Raw genomic sequence first — 17,631 nt, 5'->3', positions numbered from 1 at the left:
TGAGCAAAGCCTTGGAACCCTACCCGAGTCGGTAGCTTTCAACGCACCTGACCGGCGTTGAAAGCACCCTGCCCAACGCCCGCCAACGAACCAGCAGTCAGGGGCCCGCATGCTCAATATCTTCTCGCTCGCCAACGGCCGTCTCTTCCAGGAGGAGATCGAGTCGCTGGAGGAGCTGTCCCGCTTCCAGCCGATCTGGGTGGACCTCGAGGATCCGACGCCGGAGGAGAAGCGCTGGATCAAGCAGTACTACGGCCTGTCCATCCCCGAGGATGCGATGGACGAGGACATCGAGGAATCGGCCCGTTTCTACGAGGAAGACAACGGCGAGCTGCACATCCGCAGCGACTTCCTGATCGCCGACGACGACGAGCCGCGCGCCGTGCGCGTGGCCTTCATCCTCAACCAGCACAACGAGGCGCTGCGCAGCAAGGGCGTGCTGTTCTCGATCCACGACGAGGACGTCCCTGTGTTCCGGCTGCTGCGCCTGCGCGCGCGGCGCGCACCGGGGCTGATCGAGGACGCGAAGGACGTGCTGCTCAAGCTGTTCGACGCCGATGCCGAATACTCGGCCGACGCGCTCGAGGGCATCTACGACGAGCTGGAGAAAGTGTCCAAGCAGGTGCTGGCCGGCGAAGTGACCGACACGCTGGCCGGCGAGGTGCTGGGCGAAATCGCGCGCCACGAGGACCTGAACGGCCGCATCCGCCGCAACGTGATGGACACGCGGCGCGCGCTCAGCTTCATGATGCGCAGCCGGATGCTCAAGCAGGACCAGTTCGAGGAGGCGCGGCAGATCCTGCGCGACATCGAATCGCTGGACAACCACACGGCGTTCCTGTTCGACAAGATCAACTTCCTGATGGACGCCACCGTCGGCTTCATCAACATCAACCAGAACAAGATCATCAAGATCTTCTCGGTGGCCAGCGTCGCGCTGCTGCCGCCGACGCTGGTGGCCAGCCTGTACGGCATGAACCTGCCCTTCCCCGAGCTGGCGATCCTCGGCCCGGCCAGCTACCCGTTCGTGCTGGTGCTGATGGCGGCCAGTGCGCTGGTGCCCATGTGGTACTTCCGCAAGCGCGGCTGGCTGCGCTGAGCGTTCACGCGACCGCGGTGCGACCCAGACGGCGCGCGGCGGCGACACCGGCGGCGTGTCCCGAAGTGAACGCCTCCTCGAAGACCGAATAGCCGGCCCAGTCGGCGTGGGCGAAGCTCACGCGCGGGCCGTGCAGCGCGACGCCCTGCAGCTGCGCGCGCGTGCCGGGCACCGGGATGCGCATCGCATGGCCGTAGCGCGTGACTTCGACGCGCGTGACCTTGCCGGCGAGGTCCGGATGCGCAGCGCCGAGGTCGTCGATCACCGCGCGATGCCAGTCCTGCCACGACGACTGCAGCAGTGCATGGCGTTGCTGTTCGCCGGGCGCGTGGTACCACGTGAGCACCGTCGGCCCCGGCCGCGGGTCGAGCGCCTGGTGGCGCGCGTCGACGTACCCCAGCCCGCGCGCGCCGTGCACGACGTTGTCCCAGGACGGCGCAGCGCCGGGCCGGTCGGCCAGCGGTTCGCGCAGGTGCAGGTTGGCGACGACCCAGGGTGCGTAGCGCATGGCCCGCGCGGCGCCGACGAGCCAGGCGGGCGGCGACGCCAGCACCCGCGCCGCAATGAAGGCCGGCAGGGCGACCACGACGTGCTTGGCTTCCCAACGCTCCAGCGATCCGCTCGCCGTGTCGATGGCGTCGATGGCCGCGCCATCCTTCGTCGTAGCGACGCGCGCCACCACGCGACGCGGCCGGACCCGCTCGCCACACGCGGCGGCGAGCCGCCGGCTGAGCCATGCATTGCCTTCGGGCCAGGTGAGCACCGCATCGCGGTCACCCTCCTCGCCCGGCGCGTGGAAGCCATGCCGGCTCGCGAAGTAGTGCACGCCCGCCCACGCCGACACCGTGTCGGGCCCGGCGCCATAGTCGTCGCGGCAGCAGTACTCGAGATACCAGCGCAGCAGCGGGTCGTCGAAGCCTTCCGCCGCGAGCCACCGCGTAAACGGCAGCGCGTCGAGGCGCAGGTGCGCGGGCGCGAGCGGCGAGGCACTGACGGGAATCGTGTAGCGCGCTTCTCGCGACAACGCCTCGATGCGGCGCGCGAATCGCGCGTACTGTGCCAGCGTCGCGGCCCCGACGTCCTGCACCGGCAGCAGGCCGTCCTGCCAGTGCCCCTGGAAGAACACCCGCTCCTGCGGGCTGTGGCACAGGTGGCGCTCGTCGTAGCTCCAGCGGCCCGCGACGCGCCGGCGCAGGCCGAGTTCCTCCAGCAGGTCCTGCACGTCGCGCGCCGCATCGCCGGGCACGGGCAGGTAGTGCGCGCCGAGCGGGCAGTCGATGCCGGCGATGCGCGTGCCGCGGCTGTTGCCGCCGCCCTCGTCCTCGAGGTCCAGCAGGACGAAGTCGTCGATGCCGGCCAACCGCAAGGCCCGCGCCGCCGCGAGCCCCGCAACGCCCGCGCCCGCGATCACGACCGACGCGCGGCGCTGCACGACGTCACCGGTCGCGCGTGCATGCCGCAGCAAGTGACCGCGCTCGGGGTGCGTGCCCGTCAACGCGCCCGTCACCTCGGCACGCGGTGCGCAGGCGCCCAGCGGCAGCGACGCCGCGGCAGCGAGCCAGGTGCGCCGCCGCCAGCCGCCGCTCATGGCATCACCTTGCCCCACTCGCGCTCGTAGGTCGTGACCAGCACCTGGTTCGACAACCGGTTCACTTCGGCGGGCACGCGCTGCATGTCGCGCGGGAAGTCGAACAGCAATCCGACGGTCTCGGGCGTGAGGAAACGCAGCCCCGCAGGCAGCGCCTCGGGCAGTCGCCACGGCCGGCGGCTGGCGACGACGAAACCCCATTCGCCGAAGCTGGGCACGTGCGCGTGGTACGGCGTGGCGACGAGCCCCGCCGATTCGATCGTGGTCACCACGGTCCAGAAACTCTGGCGTGCCACCAGCGGCGACGTCGTCTGCACGACCGCGTAACCGGTGGCGGCCAGATGCCGATCCAGCAGTGCGTAGAACGAGTTGGTGTAAAGCTTGCCGATCGCGAAGTTGGTCGGGTCCGGGAAGTCGACGATCACGACGTCGAAGGTTTCGTCGCTGCGTTCCAGCCAGCCGAACGCGTCGGCGTTGACGATGCGCAGCTTCGGCGAGGCCAGCGCGCCGCCATTCAGCCGCGCCAGCGCCGGGTCGGTGGAGAACAGGCGCGTCATGTGCGGGTCGAGTTCCACCAGCGTGACGCTCTCGACGCTCGGGTGCTTGAGCACCTCGCGCACCGCCATGCCGTCGCCGCCACCGAGGATGGCGACCTTGCGCGGCCCGCCGTGCGCGGCCATCACCGGATGCACCAGCGCCTCGTGGTAGCGGTACTCGTCGCGCTCGGCGAACTGCAGGTTGCCGTTGAGGAACAGCCGGTGGCCCGCGCGGCCGTTCGTGACGACGATGCGCTGCCACGCGGAACTCTCGGCGATCACCACGGGGTCCTGGTAGAAGCGGTCCTCCGCCAGCGTCGTGATCGCGTTCGAGCCTGCCATGCCGGCTGCAAGCCCGGCGAGCACCAGCGAGCAAGCAAGGGCGTGCGCGCGCCACAAGCGCAGCTCATGCCGGAACAGCCACAGCGCCCAGACCGCGACGGCCGCGTTGAGCAGCCCGAACAAGAAGCCGGTGCGCACCAGCCCCAGGTGCGGCACGAACAGCAGCGGGAACGCGATCGACACCGCCAGCGCGCCGAGGTAGTCGAACGTGAGCACCTGCGACACGAGGTCCTTCAGCGCCACGTTGCGCTTGAGGATGCGCATCACCAGCGGGATCTCCAGTCCCACCAGCGTGCCGACAACGGCGACCAGCCCGTACAACAGCGGGCGGAATCCACCCGGCACCCAGCCGTTGGCGACGAACAGCAGCGCCGGCATCGCGCCGCCGACGAGCGCCACCAGCAGCTCGATGCGCAGGAAGTGCGCCGGCAGTTGCCGCTCGAGGAACCTGGACAGCCACGAGCCGACGCCCATCGCGAACAGGTAGCTGCCGATGACGGTGGAGAACTGCAGCACCGAATCGCCGAGCACGTACGACGCGAGCGCGCCGGCGGCGAGCTCGTACACGAGCCCGCACGCCGCGACGACGAAGACGGAAGCGAGCAAAGCCACGTCCATGGGACGCGGCCCGGCCCGCGCGGCGGGTGCGTTCACTGCACCCTCAGTGGATGGCTGCGGCGACGATGATGCAGATGCCGAGCGACATCGCGGCGACGACCAGCGCGAGCGCCCGGTTCTGCTTCTCGACGATCTCCAGCCAGAGGTCGTAGGGCGTGAACCTGTCGATGACGATGAAGCTCAGCCAGAAGATGCCGACGCCGATCAGCGCGTACAGGATGGAGCCGAAGACGGCCGCCGGTTTCAGCCAGTCGAAGTCCATGGAGACCTCCGTTGTGGAAAGTGGATCGGCGGGCGCCTCACTTGTGGCCCCCGCCGCTGGAATAGCCGCCGTACGAGCCGCCGCCGGAACGGTAGCGCGAGCCGCCGCCGCGGCGGTCGTCATCCAGCAGGTACAGCAGCACGATGAAGAGCAGGATGCCCAGCAGGATCAGCAGCAGGCAGCCGCAGCCCAGGCCCTTGGACCCGCCCGAAGTCGGGCCGGCATCGCCGCGCTGGAAGTCGCGGCCCTCGCCCTGCAGGTTGAAGGCCTGCGCGACCACGTCGCCGGCCATCGCGTTGCCACTGGACCAGGTGATCTCGCGCGGCGACTGCTCCATCGACAGCAGCAGCGAGCCGCTCGCGAAATCCTTGTTGAACGTCTTCTGCCCGCGCTCGACCGGCCAGTAGAACTCGCCGGCGACGTAGGTCGTCTCGGCCTGGTACGCGTACTTGAGCGAGAACTGCTTGCCCAGGTAGCTGGCCGAGCGGCCGTCCGCCGATAGCTTGGGCGCGCCGGTGGTCGGCCGCACGAGGCTCCAGCCCTCTTCGGAATCGACCAGGAAGGCGAAGCCGCGCTGCGCGTTGTAGAGCAGGTATTCGCTCCAGCCGAACTGCTCGTCGTCGCCAGGCTCCATGCCGACGCGGTGCTGGAAGCCCACCACCTGCCAGGTCAGCGCCTGCAGCTTGCCGACGCGGCCCAGCGGGATGAGCGGCCGAACCGGTTCGTCCTGGATGGCATGGCGCAACTCGCCACCGATGCCCTGCGACACGTCGATCAGGCTCTGGCAGTTGCCGCAGGTGATGCTCTTGGTGGTCTCCAGCTGCACCGACACCGGCGCGCCGCAGTTCGGGCAGTTGAACTGCCGGGCCTTGTCTTCCTTCGCCTGCTCCGCCCGCAGCCCGCGCATCTGCAGGCCCTCGAGCTGCACCTGGTGGCCCCGCAGCACTTCGGGCGGCGTACTGCCCCAGTCGACGGACACCACCTCGCCGTCGGGGCTGCGCAGTTCGACGACCGCGAACGCCTGCCCCAGCGGCGGCAGCTTCGGCAATTCGCCCTGCGCGGACACCAGGCTCGCCTGGTCGTTGCTCGCGACCGTGAACGTCTTGCCCGAGATCGCCGTCGATGCGCCCAGCCGGAACTGCGACGCCGCCGGCGCCTCGCGCCCCAGCTGCGCCGGCAGCATCAGCACGTACGAGCCGTTGTCCTCCGACAGGATGCCGCTGCCGCCGTCGTCGAACGCCGCGTGCCACTCGGCCCACGCGCCGCTGCTGCTCCTGTATTGCAGCCGCCCGACCAGCGTGAACGGCCGATCGCCGAAGCGGCCGGTGGCGAACAGCTGCAGCGGGCTGTAGTCCTCGAAGACCTCGGCCATCTTGCCCAGGCGCTGCAGCGTGTCGCCGCTGCGCACCACGGTGCTGCGGCAGAAACTGCACACCGCGTGCGTCGATTGCGCGCTGAGGAATTCGACGGGTGCGCCACAGCCCGGGCACGGTGCCCGGTAGACGCGCTGCGGTGTGGTGTCCGTCGTGGCCAAGGCGGAACGGGGCCCCCTCCGGCCCCGCGCTACGCGCTCAGGTGAGCTTCTTCAGCAGCTCGGCCTTCTTCGCATCGAACTCTTCCTGCGTGAGGATGCCCTTGGCCTTGAGCTCGCCAAGCTTCTCCAGCGTGGCCATGACGTCGTCCGGTTTCACGTTGGCAGCGGCCGCTGCGGCACCGGCCGGCGCCGGTTGCGCCTGCAGGCCTTGCTGCAGGTTCTGCGCCAACACCTGGCCCAGCGCCACGCCGGCGCCCAGGCCCATCGCGTCGCCGGCGATGCCGCCCCCCCCACCGCCGCCCTTGGCGAACTCCGGGATCGCCTGGCCGGTCTGGTACTGCATGAACTTGCCCATGTCGTTGCCGACCATGCCCATGCCGATCTTCTGGTCGAGGATCTTCTGCAGTTCCTCGGGCAGCGACAGGTTCTGCACCGTCATCTGGTCCAGCTTCAGGCCGATGGCCGCGAACGCCGGCGCGAGTTCGTTGGCGAGGGCCTGCGCGAACGCGGTCTGGTTGGCGGCCAGGTCCAGGAACGGGATGCCGCTGGAAGCAATGGCGTTCGAGATGTGCTGCAGGATCAGCCCGCGCAGTTGGCCATCCAGGTCGGCCACCGTGTACGTGTCGCGCGTCCCCGAGATCTCGGTGTGGAAGAGGCGCGGGTCGGCGACGCGGTAGCTGAAGTTCCCGAACGCGCGCAGGCGCACGGCCCCGAAGTCCTTGTCGCGGATCGTGATCGGCTGCGGCGTGCCCCAGCGCTGGTCGACCTGCTGGCGCGTGCTGAAGAAGTAGACGTCGCTCTTGAACGGCGACTGGAACAGCTTGTCCCAGTTGCGCAGGTACGTCAGGACCGGGATGGTCTGCGTCGTCAGCTTGTACATGCCGGGGCCGAACACGTCGGCCACCTTGCCTTCGTTGACGAACACGGCCATCTGCGACTCGCGCACCGTCAGCGAGGCGCCGTACTGGATCTCCATGTCCTGCATCGGGAACCGCCAGGCCAGCGTGCCGTCGCCGGTCTCGGTCCACTGCAGGATGTCGATGAATTGCTTCTTGATGAAGTCCATCAGCGCCATGGCTTCCTCCTGAACGTGCGAAAAAGGATCGGGCCATGATACCCGCCGCCCCGGCGGATTCAGCCCCCGCGCAGCACCGAGCGCAGCGACGAATGCGCGGGAGCGAACCGGGCGACGACGGCGTCCATCAGCGCGCGCGCCTTGGCCGAATGGTCGGCGCCGAAGTTGCACACGTAGACGTCCGCGGTGACGCCGCGGCGCTCGGGCCAGGTGTGCAGGCACAGGTGCGATTCGGCCAGCAGCACCGTCGCCGTCACCCCGCCGGGACCTTCGGCCGTCCCGGGAAACGTGTGGAACAGGTGCGCCACCGGTTGCAGGCCGGCGTCGCGCACCGCCTGCACGCACCAGGCACCCAGCCGCTCCGCGTCGAGCAACCACGGCAGGTCGCAAGCGCAATCGTGCAGGTCGGCGGTGAGGTGCAACCCGTCCACCGTCAGCCCAGCAGCGCTTGCACGATGGCGGCGGAATGGCGGCTCGCCACGTCGCGCAGGAAGGTGGCGAAGTCCAGGTGCGCCGCGTCGTCGGCGCGGTCGGACACCGTGCGCACGGCGGCGAACGGAACGCCGCAGTCGTGGCACACCTGCGCGATCGCCGCGCCCTCCATGTCCACCGCGAGCGCTTCCGGCAACGCGGCTTGCAGCGCGCGGCTCTCGCTGCTGGTGGCGACGAAGCGGTCGCCGCTCACCACCAGGCCGCGGTGCACGCGCACGCCCGGCAGCGCCTTGGCCGCCGCCTGCGCCAGCCGATCCGACAGCGGCTTGTCCGCCGCGAACGTGCTCGTGCCGTACAGCGGCACCTCGTAGCGAGGGAACAGCGGCGACGCGTCGATGTCGTGCTGCAGGAAGGCGTCGGCGACCACCACGTGCCCGACCTCGACGTCAGGGCCGAGCCCGCCGGCGACGCCCGTGAACACGATCTCGTCGACCGCGAAGCGCTCGATCAGGACTGCAGCGGTCGTGGCCGCCGCGACCTTGCCGATGCGCGACAGCACCACGACGACTTCGCGTCCGTGCAGGTGGCCGACGAAGAACTCGCGGCCGGCCGCGACCTGCCTGGTCTCGTCCGGCATGAGGTCGAGCACGGCCTGCAGCTCTTCCTGCATGGCGGCGACGATGGCGGTGCGGCGGCCCATGCAGGGATTGTCTCTCGCCCGTCAGGCCGCGGCCATCACCAGCGGCCGGTTTCGAGCCAGCGCTGGCAAAGCTGCACGTCCTCGCTGGGGTCCCACGCGGACGGAAGCAGGATGTCCGGGCACACGCCGATGCCATCGATCCGCAGCCCGGGGACGCGGTTCGACAGCGTGGTCGCGTACCAGAGGCGACGGCCCGAGGGCAGCAGGTGCGGCCGCAGGTTCGACGCGTCGAGGTTGCCCGCCGTCCGGCTGCGCCCGACCAGCTTCACGCTGAACGACTGCCGCACCGTGAGCAGGAACTGCTCGCCCGAACTGCCGCAGCGCGCGTCCATCAGGACGAGCACGCGCGCTGGTCGTTTGCGTTCGAGACCGCACGGCATCGCGTGGAGCCAGCCGTCGTCGTATTCCTGCTGTACCCAGCCGCCTTCGCGCCCGAGCCGCATCCGGCGCGTGCTCTCGGCGGTCACGCGCAGGCACTCCGGATCGCCTGGCGCGAAGACGTCGCAGATGGTTTCTTCCGCCTTCAGGTTGACGTCGGTGACAAAGATGCTGTCGCCGATCGACAGCCAGCCGTCGCCCATCAGCCAGGGCAGCAGCGGCACGTACGTGGTGTCGGCGCCGCCATCGTTGCCGCGCACGTCGACGATCCAGTCGGGCCGGCTTTCCAGCATCGGCCGCTGCTCGCGCAGGAGGGTTTCGAGCGGAACGCGTGCACCTGGGAAGAAGGTGGGCAGCGTCAGCAGCGCAGTGGTCGCCGACAGCGGTTCGGCCTTCGGCAGCCGGACCTCGCGCGAGTCGAGGCTCGACGCCGGAGTCGCCGGCTCCAGCGCTTCGACGAACAGGTGGCCGGGCCGCCAAGCACGCAGGTACTCCTGCAGTCGCTTCGCCGCGTCCGGCTCGGTGTCCACACCCGACGCGGCCTCACGCGCGGTGTGAAGCGCTTCATTGCGTGCGCGATGCTCCGATGGACTTGGCGTCGCTTGGAAGCCGGCGTCGTTCGCTTCGAGAAACGCACCGATCGCCTCCAGGTCCTCCAGGTAGGCACGCCGGATGCTCTCGCTTGTCGCCATGGGCCCCTCCGCTGTTTCGGCCCATCGTAGCCGCGCAGCTCGGCACCCGCCCATCCCCCATCCGGCAGGACCTCAGGCCGTCGCCTTCGGCCGCCGCACGGCGCGCACCTTCCCCGTGCCGCCACCGCCGCAATAGAACAGGTTGCCGCCGTCGGACTCGAGGCCGCTCACGTTGGTGCCGGCGGGCATCTGCACCCGCTGCAACACATCGCCGTTCTGCGGGTCGATGCGGCGCAGCTCGCTCTCCTCCGCTTCCCAGGTGCCGTGCCAGAACTCGCCGTCGACCCAGGTGACGCCGGTGACGAAGCGGTTGGACTCGATCGTGCGGCGGATCGCGCCGGTGGCCGGGTCGATCTGGTGGATCTTGCGTCCGCGGTGGTCGCCCACCCACAGGCTCCCTTCGGCCCAGGTCAGGCCCGAGTCGCCGCCCTTGGCCGGTGCCGGGATCGAGGCGAGCACCGCGCCGGTGGCGGCGTCGAGCTTCTCGATGCGCGTCTCGACGATCTGCCACAGGTGCTTGCCGTCGAACGCGGTGCCGGCGTGGCCGGCGTTGTGCAGCGTGCGCGTGACTTCGCCGCTGCGCGGGTCGATGGCCAGCAGCAGCCCGCCGGTGGCGGCCCACACGTGGCTGCCGTCGTAGCTGACGCCGCCGACGCTGGCCGCGCCCGGGAACGGGCCGAATTCGCGCACGATCTCGGCGGGTTGCGGCGCCGGATACGACGCGGGATGCGCAGTGGGTGCGCTGGTGCTGGTGGCTGGCATGTCGGTTCCTTTCGTTCGGTATCGCGAAGGCGATGGAAGGACTCTAGGCACCCGGCAGCGAAGCGGGGAGTAACAAGACTGTCGTGAAATCCACCAGCGGCCGTGCGAGCCAGCGGCGTGCGCGGGCCTGGCCGATCGCGTGCACCTGGCCGTCGGCCTCCAGGTCGGCGATCGCGCGCTGCACCGTGCGCTGGCTCGCGTCGAGTGTGAGCGCCAGCGCGGACGTCGACCACGCCGCGCCGTCCGACAACAAGGCCAGCACCGCGGCCTGCTCGCCCTCGATCGGCGGGGCCAGCACCACCACCTCGTTCGCGGTGCGCGGGCGAAGCACGAAGCCTCGCGGCGTGGATTCGATCGCCGCCATCGGTTGGAGCAGGGCGCGCAGGCGCCCCATCTCGACGCGCAACCGCGCGCGGTGCGTCTCGTCGTGGTGGCGCGTGCGGAACGCGCTCACGATCAGCGCGTCGCGCGCGACGTCTTCGGGCCAGGCCTGCGCCAGCGACGATGCCAGCGAGAACAGGATCGGCCGCCGCGCGAGCGACACCCACGCGCCGCCCGCTGCCAAGCCGCGCCGGCAGGCGTCCAGCACCAGGGCGCCCGAAGCGAGGACGGCTTCCACGTCCGGCAGCGCCAGCGGCTCCGCGCCATCGCGCGACAGGCGGCGTGCCGCGGTCCGCGTGAGCGCGCTGCGCGCTTCGGCCACTTCGGCGATCAAGGCGGGGATGCCCGCGCGGGACGCGGCTCGCGCGGCTTTCTCCAGGGCCGCGGCGGCGACACGCGATTGCAACTGGCGCAGCGCGAGTTCGGCGCGCGCCAGGTCCGCCACGGCGGCCAACGCGGACGGCAGTCCGGCCGCGTCGACGTCGTGGAGCGTGCGCGCGGCATCGGCCAATCGCCCGAGGAGCAGCGCCTGCCGCGCGGCCACCAGCCGCGCCTGCATCGCGTTCGCCGGATCGCCAAGCCGTTCGAGCGTCGCCGCGGCCGCCACGAGTCCGCGCGTGCCGCCGCCCAGGTCGCGCATCGCGAGCGCGACTTCGGCTTCCGCAAGCACGCAGCGTGCGCGCCCGAGCTCCTCGTGGGCGCCGAACGCGCGCGCCGCACGCCGGAGCAACTCGCGAGCACGCGCATGCTCACCGAGTTGCGCCATCGCGATGCCACGCAGTGCGAGCGCGGCTGGATCGTCGCGCAGCGCGACCCGCTGCAGCGCGCCGAGCGGGTCGCCGACTGCCAGCGCCCGGGCCGACGCGGCGATGAGGGCATCCATGCGGCGAGCCTACCGCGCGGCGGCGGTTCGCGCATCGCGACCTGGACCGGTCACCCCGCCGACGGCGGCATGCCGTCGAAGCGCACCAGCCCCGGAGCGACTGCATCCCAGGCCGGCGCACTGCGCGCGTACGTCACGAACTGCGGGCGGTAGACGGTGGTGTCGTCGAGCGCGGCGGCGTGGACGGCGACGAGCTCCGGCGCACCGGGGAACAGCAGGTAGACCGGGGCGCCGCACACGGGGCAGAACGCGTGGCGCTTGATGGTGCCCGCGTCGCCGGCAACCTCCCAGAAGCGAGCGTCACCCGCCAACGTCGCGGTCCTGCGTGTCGCGAACGTGAGGTACGAGCCATGGCCGGTGCCGCTGCGGCGCTGGCAGTCGCGGCACTGGCAATCGACCATGGCCAGCGGCTCGCCGCCGATCTCGAAGCGCACGTTGCCGCACGCACATCCGCCGGTGCAGGTGCCTGGCATAGCAAGTCCTTCCAAAAATCCCGGGCCACGGCGGCCCGTCACGGTGGACTTTAGGGAGGGAACGCCGCGGCGCGTGAGTAACAAGCTTGGCGCGATTGGCCGAGGCCTGCACCTTGTCGAGCTGCCACTCGTTACCTTTGCATGTCGAGACGCCAGCCGCCCGTTCGTCGTACCTTGGACGGCGCGCAATCCAGCGCGCCGCGAACAGGAGAGCTCGCATGAACTATGTCGATGGATTCGTCGTGGCGGTCCCGGCCGCGAAGAAGGACGCGTACCTGGAGCAGGCCAAGCTGGCCGCGCGGGTGTTCAAGGAGTGCGGCGCGCTCGAGGTCGTGGAGTGCTGGGGCGACGACGTGCCGGAAGGCAAGGTCACCTCGTTCACCATGGCCGTGAAGCGCAAGGACGAGGAGGCGGTGGTCTTCTCGTGGGTCAAGTGGCCCTCGAAGGCAGCGCGCGAAGCCGGCATGAAGAAGTTCATGGAGGATCCGCGCATGCAGGACGGGATGAAGAACATGCCGTTCGACGGGCAACGCATGATCTTCGGCGGCTTCCAGGCCATCCTGGAGACGACGTGATGCTGCAGGATTCGCCGCTGTACGCGTACATCCCGGCCAGGGACCTGGCGCGTGCGCGCCGCTTCTACGAAGACAAGGTGGGGCTGCACGCCAAGGAGGAAACCAACGGTGGCGTGGTCTACCAGTTCGGTGGCGGCACGGCCGCGTTCCTGTATCCCACGCCGAACGCGGGCACGTCCCAGGCCAGCCAGGCGTTCTGGTCGGTCGCGGACGTCGATGCGGAGATCCAGGCGCTGGAGGCTCGCGGCGTGCAGTTCGAACACTACGCCGAGCTGCCCGGCGAGCGCAGCCCTCGGGGCGCCCTCATCGCCGGCGGCGCCAAGGCCGCTTGGTTCAAGGACAGCGAAGGCAACATCCTGGCGCTGGTGCAGACCCTGTCGAAGGGCTGAGCGCCGTGGCCGCGCGCATCAGCTGCGCACCGGCGCCGCGACCGCGGCGGTCGGGTTCAGGCGCGGAGCGCGACCCGGCGCTGTGCCTATCTTCTGTCGCGCAGTTCGCGACGCAGAATCTTCCCGACCGGGGTCTTGGGCAGGTCCGTCCGGAACTCGATCACGCGCGGGCGCTTGTAGCCGGTCAGGTTGGCGTGGCAGAAATCGCGCACCTGCTGCTCGGTGAGCTCCGGGTTCTTCTTCACCACCACCAGCTTCACGGCCTCGCCCGTCTTGTCGTCGGGCACGCCGACGACGGCGCACTCCAGCACGCCCTCGAGGTTGGCCACGACTTCCTCGACCTCGTTCGGATAGACGTTGAAGCCCGACACCAGGACCATGTCCTTCTTGCGGTCGACGATCTTGAAGTAGCCGCGCTCGTCCATCACGCCGATGTCGCCGGTCTTGAAGAAGCCGTCGGGCGTCATGACCTTGGCGGTTTCGTCGGGCCGTTGCCAGTAGCCGGCCATCACCTGCGGGCCCCTGATCGCGATCTCGCCCGGCTGGCCCAGCGGCACTTCGACACCGTTGTCGTCCAGGCACTTCATCTCGGTCGACGGCAGCGGCACGCCGATGGTGCCGGTGAACGCCGTGCTGGTCACCGGGTTGCAGCTGGCCGACGGCGAGGTCTCCGACAGGCCGTAGCCCTCGCAGATCGGGCAGCCGGTCTTCTCCAGCCACTTCTGCGCCACCGCGCCCTGCACGGCCATGCCGCCGCCGACAGACACCTTCAGGTTGGACCAGTTCACGTTGCCGAAGTCGGGATGGTTGGCCAGCCCGTTGAACAGCGTGTTGACGGCGGGGAAGCTGTGGAAGGTGTGCTTCGACAGCTCCTTCAGCACCGCCGGCAGGTCACGCGGGTTCGGGATCAGGATGCCTTTGCCGCCCGTGCGCATGCCCAGCATCATGTTCACCGTGAAAGCGAAGATGTGGTACAGCGGCAGCGCCACGACGGCGGTGGGCTGCTCGCCCGCCGGCACCTTGCCCATGACGGGCTGGTTCCAGGCTTCGGACTGCAGCACGTTGGCGATGACGTTGCGATGCAGGAGCACCGCGCCCTTGGACACGCCCGTGGTGCCGCCGGTGTACTGCAGCACCGCGACGTCGTCGGGGCCCACGTCCACGGGCTTGAGCGTGCCGCGCGTGCCCTCGGCCACGGCGCGGTTGAAACGCACCGCTTTCGGCAGGTCGTACGCCGGCACCATCTTCTTGACGTTGCGCACGACGTAGTTGACCAGCGCGCCCTTGAGCAGGCCGAGGCGGTCGCCCATCGACGCCAGCACCACGTGCTGCACCGGCGTGTTGGCGATGCATTGCTGCAGCGTGTGCGCGAAGTTCTCGATGATGACGATGGCCTTCGACCCCGAGTCCTTCAACTGGTGCTCCAGCTCGCGCGGCGTGTACAGCGGGTTGACGTTCACCACCACCAGGCCGGCGCGCAGGATGGCGGCGACCGCGGCCGGGTACTGCGGCACGTTGGGCATCATGATCGCGACGCGATCGCCCCTGGCCAGCCCCAGCCCCTGCAGGTACACGGCCAGCGCACGGCTCTGCGAATCCGTCTCGCGGTACGTCGTGTCCTTGCCCATGAACGAGTACGCCACGCGGTCGGCGTACTTGGAGAAGCTCTCCTCCATCAGCTGCACCAGCGAGCGGTACTGCGACGGGTCGATGTCGGCGGGCACGCCGGGCGGGTAGGCGGCGAGCCAGGGGCGGGCGGTCATGGGGTCGTCTCCTCGATCAATTCGTTCTGTGTGTGCCTGGGCGGGATTCAGGACTTCAGGGCAGCCAGCACTTCGTCCAGCATCTTCTTCGCATCCCCGAACAGCATGCGATTGTTGTCCTTGTAGAACAGCGGATTGTCCACGCCGGCATAGCCCGAGGCCATGCTGCGCTTCATGACGACGGAGTTGCGGGCCTTCCAGACTTCCAGCACCGGCATGCCCGCGATCGGGCTGGACGGATCGTCCTGCGCCGCGGGGTTCACGATGTCGTTCGCGCCGATCACCATCGACACGTCGGTGTCGGGAAAGTCGCCGTTGACCTCGTCCATCTCCAGCACGATGTCGTACGGCACCTTGGCTTCGGCCAGCAGCACGTTCATGTGGCCCGGCATGCGGCCGGCCACCGGGTGGATGCCGAAGCGCACGTTGACGCCCTTGTCGCGCAGCAGCTTGGTGATCTCGAACACCGTGTGCTGCGCCTGCGCCACCGCCATGCCGTAGCCGGGGACGATGACGACGTTCCTGGCTTCACGCAGCAGCTCGGCGGTTTCGACGGCGCTGATCGGCGTGACCTCGCCGGCCGGCTGTGCGCCACCCGCGGCGGCCGGTGCGGTCCCGCCGCCCGACCCGAAGCCGCCCGCGATGACGCTGAGGAAGTTGCGGTTCATCGCGCGGCACATGATGTACGACAGGATCGCGCCCGACGAACCGACCAGCGCGCCGACCACGATCAGCAGGTCGTTGGACAGCATGAAACCGGTCGCCGCCGCGGCCCAGCCGGAATACGAGTTCAGCATCGACACCACCACCGGCATGTCGGCCCCGCCGATGGCCATCACCATGTGCACGCCGAACAGCAGCGCGATGACGGTCATCACCAGCAGCGGCAGCATGCCGGCCCCGATGGAGTCGGCGTGCAGGAACTGGCGGCCGAACGCGATGACGACGATCAGCCCCGCGAGGTTGAGCCAGTGCCGCGCCGGCAGCAGCAGCGGCTTGCCGCCGATCTTCCCGGACAGCTTGCCGAACGCGACGATCGAGCCGGAGAAGGTGATGGCGCCGATCAGGATGCCGACGTAGATCTCCATCTCGTGGATGGCCTTCTCGGCGCCCTCGAACGCGATCGAGGTGTCGACGTAGCTGGCGAAGCCGACCAGGCACGCGGCCAGCCCGACCAGGCTGTGCATCAGCGCGACCAGCTCGGGCATCTGCGTCATCTGCACCTTCTTCGCGGCGACCAGGCCGACGGCGCCGCCGACGACGAGCGCGCCGACGATCCACGGCAGGCCGGCGGCGGTGACGCGCGGGCCGAACACGGTGGCCAGCACCGCGACGGCCATGCCGATCATCCCGAACAGGTTGCCGCGGCGCGCGGTCTCGGGATTGGAGAGCCCGCCCAGGCTCAGGATGAACAGGATGGTGGCGCCGATGTAGGCAACGGTGGCGAGGCTGGAGGACATTCGGGGTCCTTCTTTTCCTATTTGCGGAACATCGCCAGCATGCGGCGCGTGACGGCGAAGCCGCCGAACATGTTGACGGCGGTCAGCGCGAGCGCGAACACCGCCAGGCCCAGGATCAGCTGCGAAGGCCGGCTGGCATCGGCGCCAGTGACCGGCGGCGCCACCTGGATCAGGGCGCCGATGGCGATGATCGAGGAGATCGCGTTGGTCACGCTCATGAGCGGCGTGTGCAGCGACGGCGTCACGTTCCAGATCACCATGTAGCCGACGAAGCAGGCCAGCACGAACACGGTGAAGTGCGCCAGGAACGAGGCCGGCGCATACAGCCCGACCAGCAGGAACAGCAGCGCGCCGACACCGAACACGATGGCCAGCGTCTTTGCCGCCATCGGTTCGCCGGCGCCGTGGCCGTGGCCCTTCGGTGCCGCGACGGCGGCAGCCGCTGGCTTGGGCGGCGGTGCGGGCGGCAGCTTGGGCGGCGGCGCCGGCCAGGTGATCGCGCCGTCCTTGATGACGGTCAGGCCGCGGATCGCGTCGTCGTCCATGTTGACGTTGGCGACGCCATCCTTGGCCTTGCACAGCTCCTCGGCCAGGCGCAGCAGGTTGGTCGAATAGAGCGTGGACGACTGCGTGGCGAGCCGGCTGGCCAGGTCCGTGTAGCCGACGATGGTGACGCCGTGCCGGACGACGGACTGGCCGGGCTCGGTGAGCTCGCAGTTGCCGCCCTGCTCGGCCGCCATGTCGACGATCACGCTGCCGGGGCGCATCGTGCGCACCATCTCGGCCGTGATCAGCTTGGGCGCCGGCCTGCCGGGGATCAGCGCGGTCGTGATGATGATGTCGGCGTCCCGGGCCTGCTGCGCGTACATCGCGCGCTGCGCCTGCTGGAAGCCTTCGCTCATGACCTTGGCGTAGCCGCCGCCGCCCGAGCCTTCCTCCTCGTAGTCGACCTTCACGAACTCGCCGCCGAGCGACTTCACCTGGTCGGCCACTTCGGCCCGCGTGTCGTTGGCGCGCACGATGGCGCCGAGGTTGGCGGCGGTGCCGACGGCCGCGAGCCCCGCGACGCCCGCGCCGGCGATGAACACCTTGGCCGGCGGGATCTTGCCGGCGGCGGTGATCTGGCCGTTGAAGAAGCGGCCGAAGGCGTTGGCTGCCTCGATCACCGCCCGGTAGCCGCTGATGCCCGCCATCGAGGTCAGCGCATCCATCTTCTGCGCGCGCGACAGCTGGCGCGGCAGCGTGTCGATGGCGAGCACGGTGGCCTGGCGCCCGGCCAGCTGCTGCATCAGCTCGGGGTTCTGGGCCGGCCAGACGAAGCCGACCAGCATGCCGCCCTCGCGCAGCAATGCCACTTCATCGGCGGTCGGAGGGCGCACCTTGAACACGATGTCCGAGCGCAGCCACAGCGTGGCGGCGTCCGGTACCACTTCGGCGCCAGCTGCGCGGTACGCGTCGTCGGAGAAATTGGACGCGTCGCCGGCGCCGGCCTGCACCGCGACCTGGAAGCCGAGCTTGAGCAGCTTCTCCACCACCGCGGGCACGGTGGCCACGCGCTTTTCGCCCGGCACCGTCTCGGCCGGCACGCCTATCAGCATGGGGGGTCTCCTCGCTGGCGACGACGTGTCGCTCGGCGGGCAGCTTACCTGAACTGCAGCGTTCGCCTGTTGCAACTCGGGGGGCCAGACC

At 69.8% G+C, this 17,631-nt stretch carries 17 protein-coding genes; 3 read left to right on the top strand and 14 right to left on the bottom strand.

Features of this window, described 5'->3' with window-relative positions:
- Nucleotides 1-109: 109 nt before the first annotated feature.
- Nucleotides 110-1,099, top strand: coding sequence for a magnesium/cobalt transporter CorA (gene corA / locus I8E28_RS02800; RefSeq protein WP_200786325.1), 990 nt, complete (start codon nucleotides 110-112; stop codon nucleotides 1,097-1,099).
- A gap of 4 nt (nucleotides 1,100-1,103) precedes the next feature.
- On the opposite strand, the gene I8E28_RS02795 is transcribed toward corA, so the two are convergent.
- The 11 genes from I8E28_RS02795 to I8E28_RS02745 form a co-directional block, all read right to left on the bottom strand.
- A complete protein-coding gene (locus I8E28_RS02795; RefSeq protein ID WP_200786324.1) occupies nucleotides 1,104-2,687 on the bottom strand; it encodes an NAD(P)-binding protein in 1,584 nt (527 codons plus the stop codon).
- Nucleotides 2,684-4,183, bottom strand: a complete 1,500-nt coding sequence (locus tag I8E28_RS02790; RefSeq protein WP_200790224.1) for a polyamine aminopropyltransferase — start codon at nucleotides 4,181-4,183, stop codon at nucleotides 2,684-2,686. The genes I8E28_RS02795 and I8E28_RS02790 overlap by 4 nt, the downstream gene beginning before the upstream one ends.
- A gap of 43 nt (nucleotides 4,184-4,226) precedes the next feature.
- On the bottom strand, nucleotides 4,227-4,445 hold the full coding sequence (locus I8E28_RS02785; RefSeq protein WP_200786323.1) for a DUF350 domain-containing protein: 219 nt from the start codon (nucleotides 4,443-4,445) through the stop codon (nucleotides 4,227-4,229).
- Between the two features lie 37 nt (nucleotides 4,446-4,482).
- The gene (locus I8E28_RS02780; RefSeq protein ID WP_200786322.1) at nucleotides 4,483-5,979 is read right to left on the bottom strand and encodes a DUF4178 domain-containing protein; all 1,497 of its coding nucleotides are present in this window, start codon (nucleotides 5,977-5,979) and stop codon (nucleotides 4,483-4,485) included.
- A 37-nt stretch (nucleotides 5,980-6,016) separates the two neighbouring features.
- Entirely contained in the window at nucleotides 6,017-7,054 is a 1,038-nt protein-coding gene (locus I8E28_RS02775; protein ID WP_200786321.1) for an SPFH domain-containing protein, read from the bottom strand.
- A gap of 59 nt (nucleotides 7,055-7,113) precedes the next feature.
- Complete coding sequence (locus I8E28_RS02770) at nucleotides 7,114-7,485, bottom strand: S-adenosylmethionine decarboxylase (RefSeq protein WP_200786320.1); 372 nt, start codon at nucleotides 7,483-7,485, stop codon at nucleotides 7,114-7,116.
- Nucleotides 7,486-7,487: 2 nt separating this feature from the next.
- On the bottom strand, nucleotides 7,488-8,186 hold the full coding sequence (locus I8E28_RS02765) for a 5'-methylthioadenosine/adenosylhomocysteine nucleosidase (RefSeq protein WP_200786319.1): 699 nt from the start codon (nucleotides 8,184-8,186) through the stop codon (nucleotides 7,488-7,490).
- Between the two features lie 35 nt (nucleotides 8,187-8,221).
- A complete protein-coding gene (locus I8E28_RS02760) occupies nucleotides 8,222-9,256 on the bottom strand; it encodes a S41 family peptidase (protein ID WP_200786318.1) in 1,035 nt (344 codons plus the stop codon).
- 72 nt (nucleotides 9,257-9,328) lie between these two features.
- Entirely contained in the window at nucleotides 9,329-10,018 is a 690-nt protein-coding gene (locus tag I8E28_RS02755) for a Vgb family protein (RefSeq protein ID WP_200786317.1), read from the bottom strand.
- Between the two features lie 43 nt (nucleotides 10,019-10,061).
- The gene (locus I8E28_RS02750; protein ID WP_200786316.1) at nucleotides 10,062-11,282 is read right to left on the bottom strand and encodes a helix-turn-helix domain-containing protein; all 1,221 of its coding nucleotides are present in this window, start codon (nucleotides 11,280-11,282) and stop codon (nucleotides 10,062-10,064) included.
- 50 nt (nucleotides 11,283-11,332) lie between these two features.
- A complete protein-coding gene (locus tag I8E28_RS02745; protein WP_200786315.1) occupies nucleotides 11,333-11,755 on the bottom strand; it encodes a GFA family protein in 423 nt (140 codons plus the stop codon).
- A gap of 218 nt (nucleotides 11,756-11,973) precedes the next feature.
- Here I8E28_RS02745 and I8E28_RS02740 point away from each other — a divergent pair, with 218 nt between their 5' ends.
- Both I8E28_RS02740 and I8E28_RS02735 read left to right on the top strand, forming a co-directional pair.
- On the top strand, nucleotides 11,974-12,330 hold the full coding sequence (locus tag I8E28_RS02740) for a DUF1428 domain-containing protein (RefSeq protein ID WP_200786314.1): 357 nt from the start codon (nucleotides 11,974-11,976) through the stop codon (nucleotides 12,328-12,330).
- Nucleotides 12,330-12,719: a VOC family protein gene (locus I8E28_RS02735; RefSeq protein ID WP_200786313.1), complete on the top strand. Its 390-nt coding sequence runs from the start codon at nucleotides 12,330-12,332 to the stop codon at nucleotides 12,717-12,719. Before I8E28_RS02740 ends, I8E28_RS02735 begins: the two co-directional genes overlap by 1 nt.
- Nucleotides 12,720-12,805: 86 nt before the next feature.
- Here the strand turns inward: I8E28_RS02735 and I8E28_RS02730 are convergent, their stop codons facing one another.
- Genes I8E28_RS02730 through I8E28_RS02720 form a run of 3 tightly spaced genes read right to left on the bottom strand, consistent with a single transcriptional unit; the run spans nucleotide 12,806 to nucleotide 17,540 of the window.
- On the bottom strand, nucleotides 12,806-14,482 hold the full coding sequence (locus I8E28_RS02730) for a long-chain-fatty-acid--CoA ligase (protein WP_200786312.1): 1,677 nt from the start codon (nucleotides 14,480-14,482) through the stop codon (nucleotides 12,806-12,808).
- Between the two features lie 47 nt (nucleotides 14,483-14,529).
- The gene (gene pntB, locus I8E28_RS02725) at nucleotides 14,530-15,942 is read right to left on the bottom strand and encodes a Re/Si-specific NAD(P)(+) transhydrogenase subunit beta (RefSeq protein WP_200786311.1); all 1,413 of its coding nucleotides are present in this window, start codon (nucleotides 15,940-15,942) and stop codon (nucleotides 14,530-14,532) included.
- A 17-nt stretch (nucleotides 15,943-15,959) separates the two neighbouring features.
- Nucleotides 15,960-17,540, bottom strand: a complete 1,581-nt coding sequence (locus tag I8E28_RS02720) for a Re/Si-specific NAD(P)(+) transhydrogenase subunit alpha (RefSeq protein ID WP_200786310.1) — start codon at nucleotides 17,538-17,540, stop codon at nucleotides 15,960-15,962.
- Nucleotides 17,541-17,631: the final 91 nt, after the last annotated feature.

The sequence above is a fragment of the Ramlibacter algicola genome (assembly GCF_016641735.1).
GTDB lineage: Bacteria > Pseudomonadota > Gammaproteobacteria > Burkholderiales > Burkholderiaceae_C > Ramlibacter > Ramlibacter algicola.
The sequence above is the reverse complement of the archived record's forward strand: the minus strand, read 5'-3'. Positions and strand labels throughout refer to the sequence as shown.